General features: G+C 71.0%; 8 protein-coding genes. 5 read left to right on the forward strand and 3 right to left on the reverse strand.

Annotated elements, in window-relative coordinates; all coding sequences use genetic code 11:
- Nucleotides 1–91: 91 nt before the first annotated feature.
- Complete coding sequence (locus tag ACWDEW_RS22255; protein ID WP_450514682.1) at nucleotides 92–949, forward strand: EamA family transporter; 858 nt, start codon at nucleotides 92–94, stop codon at nucleotides 947–949.
- 49 nt (nucleotides 950–998) lie between these two features.
- Here the strand turns inward: ACWDEW_RS22255 and ACWDEW_RS22260 are convergent, their stop codons facing one another.
- Nucleotides 999–1796, reverse strand: a complete 798-nt coding sequence (locus ACWDEW_RS22260; protein WP_307783061.1) for an acyltransferase — start codon at nucleotides 1794–1796, stop codon at nucleotides 999–1001.
- A gap of 109 nt (nucleotides 1797–1905) precedes the next feature.
- On the opposite strand from ACWDEW_RS22260, the gene ACWDEW_RS22265 reads away from it, so the two are divergent.
- Nucleotides 1906–2433 carry a gamma carbonic anhydrase family protein gene (locus tag ACWDEW_RS22265; RefSeq protein ID WP_450514683.1) on the forward strand — a complete coding sequence of 176 codons (528 nt, stop codon included), beginning with the start codon at nucleotides 1906–1908 and terminating at the stop codon, nucleotides 2431–2433.
- A gap of 58 nt (nucleotides 2434–2491) precedes the next feature.
- On the opposite strand, the gene ACWDEW_RS22270 is transcribed toward ACWDEW_RS22265, so the two are convergent.
- On the reverse strand, nucleotides 2492–3136 hold the full coding sequence (locus ACWDEW_RS22270; protein WP_450514684.1) for a DedA family protein: 645 nt from the start codon (nucleotides 3134–3136) through the stop codon (nucleotides 2492–2494).
- Between the two features lie 217 nt (nucleotides 3137–3353).
- On the opposite strand from ACWDEW_RS22270, the gene ACWDEW_RS22275 reads away from it, so the two are divergent.
- Genes ACWDEW_RS22275 through ACWDEW_RS22285 form a run of 3 tightly spaced genes read left to right on the forward strand, consistent with a single transcriptional unit; the run spans nucleotide 3354 to nucleotide 8014 of the window.
- The gene (locus tag ACWDEW_RS22275; RefSeq protein ID WP_450514685.1) at nucleotides 3354–5063 is read left to right on the forward strand and encodes an ABC transporter ATP-binding protein; all 1710 of its coding nucleotides are present in this window, start codon (nucleotides 3354–3356) and stop codon (nucleotides 5061–5063) included.
- The gene (locus ACWDEW_RS22280; RefSeq protein ID WP_450514686.1) at nucleotides 5060–6889 is read left to right on the forward strand and encodes an ABC transporter ATP-binding protein; all 1830 of its coding nucleotides are present in this window, start codon (nucleotides 5060–5062) and stop codon (nucleotides 6887–6889) included. Before ACWDEW_RS22275 ends, ACWDEW_RS22280 begins: the two co-directional genes overlap by 4 nt.
- A 48-nt stretch (nucleotides 6890–6937) precedes the next feature.
- Entirely contained in the window at nucleotides 6938–8014 is a 1077-nt protein-coding gene (locus ACWDEW_RS22285; protein ID WP_450514687.1) for an iron-siderophore ABC transporter substrate-binding protein, read from the forward strand.
- Nucleotides 8015–8073: 59 nt separating this feature from the next.
- On the opposite strand, the gene ACWDEW_RS22290 is transcribed toward ACWDEW_RS22285, so the two are convergent.
- Nucleotides 8074–8277: an MbtH family protein gene (locus ACWDEW_RS22290; RefSeq protein ID WP_403658450.1), complete on the reverse strand. Its 204-nt coding sequence runs from the start codon at nucleotides 8275–8277 to the stop codon at nucleotides 8074–8076.
- Between the last annotated feature and the right edge of the window lie 7 nt (nucleotides 8278–8284).

Below are 8284 nucleotides of genomic sequence, written 5' to 3' on the forward strand. Positions count from 1 at the left end.
TTCAGTTCAATATTATGGATGACAGAGTTCACTTCACTGAACTACGGTGTGATGCACCGATCGTTCACCGAACTGTACTGCGAGGCACCCCGTGACAGCATTCTTCGCCCTGGCCACCAGCCTCCTGTGGGGGCTGGCCGACTTCGGCGGAGGCCTGCTGACCCGAAGGTCCCCGGCGCTGACGGTCGTCGTCGTGTCGCAGGGGATCGCGGCGGCCGTGCTCGGCGCGGTCGTGGTCGCCATCGGGGGCTGGAGCGAGGCCGGACCGCGCCTGTGGTTCGCGTTCGCGGCGGGCCTGGTGGGGCCGATCGCGCTCCTCTCCTTCTACAAGGCGCTCGCGCTGGGCCCGATGGGCGTCGTCTCGCCGCTCGCCACACTGAGCGTGGCCGTGCCGGTCGGTGTCGGGCTGTTCCTCGGGGAGCGTCCCGGGCTGACGCAGGTGGCGGGGATCGCGGTCGCCGTCACCGGGGTCGTGCTGGCGGGCGGGCCGCAGTTGCGCGGTGCGCCCGTGCAGCGGCAGACCATCCTGCTGACGCTGATCGCCGCGCTCGGCTTCGGCACGGTGTTCGCGCTGATCGCGGAGGCCTCCACCACTGTCACCGGCCTGTTCCTCGCCCTGTTCGTGCAGCGCCTGACGAACGTGGCCACGGGCGGGGCAGCCCTCTACGTCTCCGTGCGGCGGGGCGGGACCGCGCTCCCGGAGGGCGGGTTCCGCTGGGGTTCGCTGCCCGCGCTGGCCTTCGTGGGGCTGGCCGATGTGGCGGCCAACGGGACGTACTCGATCGCCGCCCAGCACGGTCCGGTGACCGTGGCGGCGGTGCTCGCGTCGTTGTACCCGGTGGTGACCTCGCTGGCCGCGCGCGGGTTCCTGAGCGAGCGGCTGCGGGCGGTGCAGGCGGCGGGGGCGGGGCTCGCGTTGGTGGGGACGTTGTTGCTGGCCACGGGGTGAGCGGCAGCGGAGGGCGGGGGCTGGTGCGGGCCTCCGCTCCGATGCGGGATCAGGCTTCCGCGTCCAGTTCGGCCAGCCGCGCGATCGTGTCGTCGTCGAGTTCGGCGAGCCGGGCCGCGGTCTCCTCGTCCAGGCCCGCGAGCGCGTTCAGCTGGTCCGGGGTGACCCCCTCGGGGATCGGCACCGGCGCCGGCGTCCGCAGCGGTGGCTGCCAGCCCTCCGCCGGAGTCCAGCGGCGTACGACCCGTGCGGGCGCCCCCGCCACCACGGCATGGTCGGGCACCGTGCCCCGGACCACCGCGCCGGCCGCCACCACCACGTTCCGGCCGATCCGCGCACCCGGCAGGATCACCGCGCCGGTGCCGATCCAGCAGCCCGGGCCGATCTCGACGGGTTCCATGCGCGGCCACTGCTTGCCGATGGGCTCGTGCGGGTCGTCGTAGGAATGGTTCGTGGAGGTCACGTAGACGTACGGCCCGAAGTAGCAGTCGCTGCCGATGGTCACCGTCGTGTCGGCGATGACGTGGCTGCCGCGGCCGAGGACCACACCGTCGCCGAGGCGCAGAATGGGATCGGGGCCGAGGTCGAGGTCGGGCATCAGGCCCGCGGTGAGGGTGACCTGTTCGCCGACGATGCAGTGGGCGCCGAGGTGGATCCACGGTTCGCCGAAGACGGTGCCCAGCGGGAAGGCGAGTCTGGTACCTGTTCCCATCGCGCCGAAGCGGAACCGCCCCGGGTGTGCGGCGGTCACGGAGCCCGTGCGCTGCACCCAGGCCCAGCCCGCGTGGACGGCGCGTTGCGCGAGGTGGCGCCGCCATTCTGAGAACGTGTTCTTGCGCTTGGGCACCCGCTCACGGTACTCAGCGTGAGCCGCACCCATGAGGTCCGGCCGCTGTGATCTTCGCCCTACCGCATGACATACGGTGCGGGTGTCTCCGACGGTTAGGGAGGGTCTTATGACGCACAGGGCGTTGATCGTGGGTATTGGTGGCAGGGAGCCGGAGGTCGATGAGTCGGCGTTCGTGGCTCCTACGGCGTCCGTGATCGGGGACGTGACGCTGTCTGCGGGAGCGAGCGTCTGGTACGGGGCCGTGTTGCGCGGTGACGTCGAGCGGATCGTCGTCGGGGCGAGCAGCAATATTCAGGACAACTGCACGCTGCACGCCGATCCCGGGTTTCCGGTGACTGTCGGGGAGCGGGTGTCCGTCGGGCACAACGCCGTTGTGCATGGGGCGACCGTTGAGGACGACTGTCTGATCGGGATGGGGGCAACGGTGCTCAACGGGGCGGTGATCGGGGCGGGTTCGCTGGTTGCCGCGCAGGCGCTGGTGCCGCAGGGGATGGTCGTGCCGGCGGGGTCACTGGTCGCGGGGGTGCCGGCGAAGGTGCGGCGGGAGCTCACCGGTGAGGAACGCGAGGGGTTGACCCTTAACGGGACCATGTATGCGGAGTTGGCCAAGGCGCACAAGGGGGTGCATGAGTAGACCGGCTGGCGGGTGCGGGTTGCCTGTGGCCCGTCGCGCAGTTCCCCGCGCCCTTGGATTACTCGGCGGCGTTGACTGGCTCGGGTTCCTTTTTCTCTGCTGACATCTTCTGGGCCTTGCGCCGGACGACGAGCATGGAGGCCAGGCCCACCAGCACCGCCGCCGCCAGGCCGAAGTACGAGAAGCGCTTGAGCCAGTCCTCGGCGACGATTCCCACGTAGTAGACGACTGCCGTGGTGCCGCCCGCCCAGATGACTCCGCCGAGGAGGTTGGCGGTCAGGAACTTCCAGTACGGCATGTGCAGTACGCCCGCGAGCGGGCCGGCGAAGATGCGGAGCAGGGCGATGAAGCGGCCGAAGAAGACGGCCCACATGCCCCACTTCTCGAAGGACCGCTCGGCGGTCGCGACATGGCCCTCGCTGAAGTGTCTGGGGAACTTGTTGCCGAGCCAGGCCAGCAGGGGACGTCCGCCCTTGCGGCCGATCGCGTAGCCGATGGAGTCGCCGATCACCGCGCCGAGGCTGGCGCAGGCGCCGAGGACGATCGGGTTGATGCCGGAGTGCTGGGAGGAGAGCAGTGCCGCCGAGACCAGAACGATCTCGCCCGGCAGCGGGATGCCCAGGCTCTCCACCCCGATGACCAGCGCCACCACGGCGTAGACGGCCACCGGGGGAACCGTGTCGAGCCATTCCTGGACGTGCAACGCCGGTCCTCCCGAATTCATGTACTGCCTTGCGGGCGTGCACCGCGCAAAAGGGCGCACTTGGGAAGCCTACCGCTCGGCGTCACGCGTCGACGCCCGCCGAACGGCCGCATCGGAACCGCTCCGTTACCTACTGCGCAGGCAGAAAGGGCTCTCACTTCCCACAGTTCACTTAAGGTAGCCTTGCCTAAGTTGGCCGGTTTCCGGAGGGTGGCTGGTGGGAGCAGGGGAACTGTCGGGGCGGGACGTCCTGGCGCGCTCGGTCAAGGGACAGCTACGAAGCGTCGCCCTCGGCTCGGCGCTCGGATGCGTGCACCAACTGGGGGAAGCCCTGGTGCCGGTGCTCATCGGTGTCGTCATCGACCAGGCCGTCGCCGGTCAGAAAGCGGGGCGGCTGGCGCTCTGGCTCGGCGTACTGGCCCTCATGTACGTGACGCTGTCGTGGAGTTTCCGGCTCGGCGCCAAGGCCGGTGAGCGTGGGGCCGAAGAGGCCGCGCACACACTCCGGTTGGCGATCGTGGGCAGAGTGCTCGATGCCCGGGGCGGCGCCGAGGAAGGGCGGCTGCCCGGTGAGCTCGCCAATGTCACCACCGAGGACGCCAAGCGGGTCGGCGCGGTCAACATGGCTTTGATGAGCGGGATTTGGGCGATCGCGGGCGTCGCCGTGAGCGCCGTCGCGCTGCTGCTGATCTCCGTGACGCTCGGGCTGATCGTGCTGCTGGGGACGCCTGTTCTGCTGTGGCTGGGGCATCTGCTGTCCAAGCCGTTGGAGCGGCGCAGCGAGGCCGAACAGGACCGGGCAGCCCATGCCTCGGGCGTGGCCGCCGACCTGGTGGCCGGGCTGCGGGTGCTCAAGGGGCTCGGCGCCCAGCAGGCCGCCGTCGAGCGGTATCGGCGTACGAGTCGTATCTCCCTTGCCGCCACGCTGCGTTCGGCGCGTGCCGAGTCCTGGCAGACCGGGCTCGTGCTCGCGCTCACGGGTGGGTTCATCGCGCTGATCGCCCTCGTGGGCGGTCGTCTCGCCCTCGACGGGTCTCTTACGTTGGGGCAGTTGGTGTCGGCGGTGGGGCTCGCGCTGTTCCTGCTGGGGCCGTTGGAGACGTTCGCGTGGGTCAACGCCGAGCTGGCGCAGGGCCGCGCCTCGGCCGCCCGGGTCGCGGAGGTGCTCGCCGCCGGGCCCGCCGTCGTGGACGGTGACGATGCCGTCGCCGAGCCCGTGCGCGGCGAACTGCGGCTGCGGGGTGTACGGCTCGGGAGCCTGGACGGTATTGATCTCGACCTGGCCGCCGGGCAGTTGACCGGCATCGCGGTGACGGATCCGGCCGGCGCCGAGGCCCTGTTGCGCTGCCTGGGCCGGGAGGCCGACCCCGAGTCGGGCTCGGTGGAGCTGGACGGCGTACCGCTGACTCGGCTGGATCCGACGGGACTTCGGGCGGCGGTACTGGTGGCCGCCCATGACGCGGCCCTGTTCGAGGGCTCGTTGGCGGCCAACGTGACTCCGGAGGAGGAGCCGGAGAGCGGGGAGACCGGCCTGCGCACCGAGCGCGCCATGGCCGCCGCCCGTGCCGACGAGGTCGCCGAGTCGCTGCCGTACGGCACCGCCACCGGTGTCGGTGAGGGCGGCCGTTCGCTGTCGGGCGGGCAGCGTCAACGCGTCCTGCTGGCCAGGGCGTTGAGGGCGGAGCCGCCGGTCCTGGTCGTGCACGATCCGACGACGGCGGTGGACACGGTGACCGAGGCGCGGATCGCGGAGGGGCTGCGCGAGTTCCGGCGGGGCCGCACCACGATCGTGGTGACCAACAGTCCGGCGCTTCTCGCCGTCACCGACCACGTGATCCTCCTCGACGCCGGGCGCGTCGGCGCCGAAGGGACCCACGCGGATCTGGTGCGGACCGACGCGACCTACCGGACGGCGGTGCTGGCATGACGACGGAAGACATCCGGACGGACACGAAGGGCACGCGGACGGACCCGGCAGACACCCCGACGGGCTCCGACCGTGCGCTGCTCCCCACTGCCACGCCCGCCCGGACCCGTGCCGCGGTCCGTGAACTCCTGCGTCCGCAGCGGGGGTTGGCCGTCGCCGGGTTCGGGCTGATGGTGGTCGCCACGGCCGTCGGACTGCTCACCCAGCCGCTGCTGGGCCATATCGTCGACGTGGTCACCGAGCGCCGCTCCCCCGACGCGCTCACGCTGCCCGTGGTCGCGCTGGCCGGGGTCGCCGTGGTCCAGGGGGTGACGACCGCGCTCGGTATGTCGCTGGTGTCCCGACTCGGGGAGACCGCGCTCGCCCGGCTGCGTGAACTGTTCATCGAGCGAGCGCTGTCGCTGCCCCTGGACCGGATCGAGAAGGCCGGGTCGGGTGACCTCAACTCCCGTGTGACGCGGGACGTTTCGCGGGTCGCGGACGCGGTGCGCGGTGCGCTGCCCGAGCTGGCGAGGTCAGCGTTGTCGATCGTGCTGACGCTGGGCGCGCTCGCCCTGCTGGACTGGCGCTTCCTGCTCGCCGCGCTGATCGCGGTGCCCGTGCAGGCGCACACCGCCCGCTGGTATGTGCGCAACGCCGTTCCCCTGTACGCCAAGGAGCGCATCGCGACCGGTACCCAGCAGCAGCAGTTGCTGGACACCATCGGCGGGGCGCGGACCGTACGGGCGTACCGCTTGCAGCGGGGGCACACCCGGCAGGTCACCGAACGCTCGCGCGTGGCTGTGGAGTTGACGATGAGCGGGGTGCGGCTGATGCTGCGCTTCTACAGTCGGTTGCACATCGCCGAGTATCTGGGGCTGTCCGCCGTCCTGGTCACCGGGTTCCTGCTGGTGCGCGACGGTTCCACCTCGGTCGGTACGGCCACCGCCGCCGCGCTGTACTTCCACAGTCTCTTCGGGCCGGTCAACACCGCGCTGGTGCTGCTGGACGACGCCCAGTCGGCGACTGCCGGGCTGGCCCGGCTCGTCGGGGTCGTGGACGAACCCGCGCCGGTGGCCGCCCGGCGCGCCGACGATCGTACGACCGCGGCCGGGCCCCCGTCCGTGACGCTCACCGGTGTCTCGCACGCGTATGTGCCGGGCCGGCCGGTGCTGCACGACGTCGACCTGGAGATCCGGCCCAAGGAGCGGGTCGCGCTGGTCGGGACGACCGGTGCGGGCAAGACGACGCTCGCCAAGCTGGTGGCGGGGCTGCACCGCCCGCAGGCGGGCCGGATCGACATAGGCGGCGAAGAGCCGGACGAGGCCGGGCAGTTGGTCGGGCTCGTCACGCAGGAGGTGCATGTCTTCGCCGGGCCGCTCGTCGACGATCTGCGGCTGGCCCGCCCGGACGCGCATGTCGGGGAACTGCGGGAGGCGCTCGACACGGTGGGCGCGCTCGGCTGGGCCGAGGCGCTGCCGGAGGGCCTGGACACGGTCGTAGGTGACGGCGGACATCGGCTGACCGCCGACCGCGCCCAGCAACTCGCCCTGGCCCGGCTGCTGTTGTCCGATCCGCCGGTCGTCGTGCTCGACGAGGCGACGGCGGAGGCGGGCAGTTCGGGCGCCCGTCAGCTCGACGAGGCCGCCGAACAGGCCCTGCGCGGCCGTACGGCCCTGGTCGTGGCGCACCGGCTGAGCCAGGCCGCCTCCGCGGACCGGGTGGTCGTCCTCAGTGACGGCCGGGTCGTGGAGAGCGGCACGCACGACGAACTCCTCGCCGCCCAGGGCCAGTACGCCGCCCTCTGGCAGGCCTGGTCCGGCAGCCGCGCCTCCACCGCCCCCTGAACCCGTCACCCCCCGCCGACCCATCGCGACGAACAGAAGGATCATCCGATGCCCCGCGCCACCAGAGCCTCCCGGCTGTCCGGCCTGCTCGCCTCCGTACTCCTGCTGGCCGTCACGGCGGTGGGCTGCGCTTCCTCCAACTCCGGTTCCGACGCGTCCTCTTCGCAGACGGCGGGTTCCGATGCGAAGGCCTCCGCCGACGCGTTCCCCGTGACGATCGCCCACAAGTTCGGCAGTACGACGATCAAGTCGGAGCCCAAGCGCATCGTCACCGTCGGCCTCACCGACCAGGACGCGGTCCTCGCCCTGGGCAAGGTGCCGGTCGGCACGACCGAGTGGCTCGGCGGCTACAAGGGCGCCATCGGCCCGTGGGCCCAGGACAAGTTGGGCGGTGCGGCCGCGCCGACCGTCCTGAAGGACACCGGCACCGGCCCGCAGGTGGAGAAGATCGCCGCCCTGAAGCCCGATCTGATCCTGGCCGTCTACTCGGGCCTGACCAAGGCCCAGTACCAGAGCCTGTCGCAGTTCGCGCCGGTCGTCGCGCAGCCGAAGGCCTACAACGACTACGGCGTGCCGTGGCAGCAGCAGACCGAGGAGATCGGCCAGGCGCTCGGCAAGTCCGCCGAGGCCAAAACCCTGGTGGCGGGCGTCCAAGCCAAGTTCGACGCGGCGAAGAAGGCCAATCCCGCGTTCGCCGGCGCCTCGGCCGTCATGGCGACCCCGTACGAGGGCGTGTTCGTCTACGGCAGCCAGGACCCGCGCTCCCGGCTCCTGTCCGACCTCGGCTTCTCGCTCCCCAAGGACCTCGACAAGGTCATCGGTGACACCTTCGGCGCCAACATCAGCAAGGAGCGCTACGACCTGCTCGACCAGAAGGTCGCCGTGTGGATCGTGCCGGACACCACCACGGCCGTCACCAAGCTGCACGACGACAAGATCTACGGTGACCTGAACGTGGTGAAGCAGGGCCGCGAGGTCTTCATCAAGGAGACCAGTGACTACGGCAACGCGGTATCCCTCTCTACCGTGTTGAGCATCCCCTACGTCCTGGACCGGCTGGTGCCGCAGCTCGCGGCGGCGGTGGACGGCAAGACGTCGACGAAGGTGGAGCAGCCCGCCTCCTGATACAAGTGAAGGGGGGCCGGCCCGAGTTCAGCACTCGGACCGGCCCCCCTTTCGCGTGCTCAGGCCCCGTCGACCAGGCTCTTGGGCCGCATGTCCGTCCAGTTGGCCTCGATGTGGTCGAGGCACTCCTGCCGGGCGGCGGGTCCGTGCGCGACCGTCCAGCCGGCCGGCACGTCCACGAAATCGGGCCACAGGCTGTACTGGCCCTCGTCGTTGACGAGGACGGAGTAGACGCCTTCGGGATTCTCGAACGGGTTGCTCATGTCGGGG

The sequence above is a fragment of the Streptomyces sp. NPDC001100 genome (genome assembly GCF_053598575.1).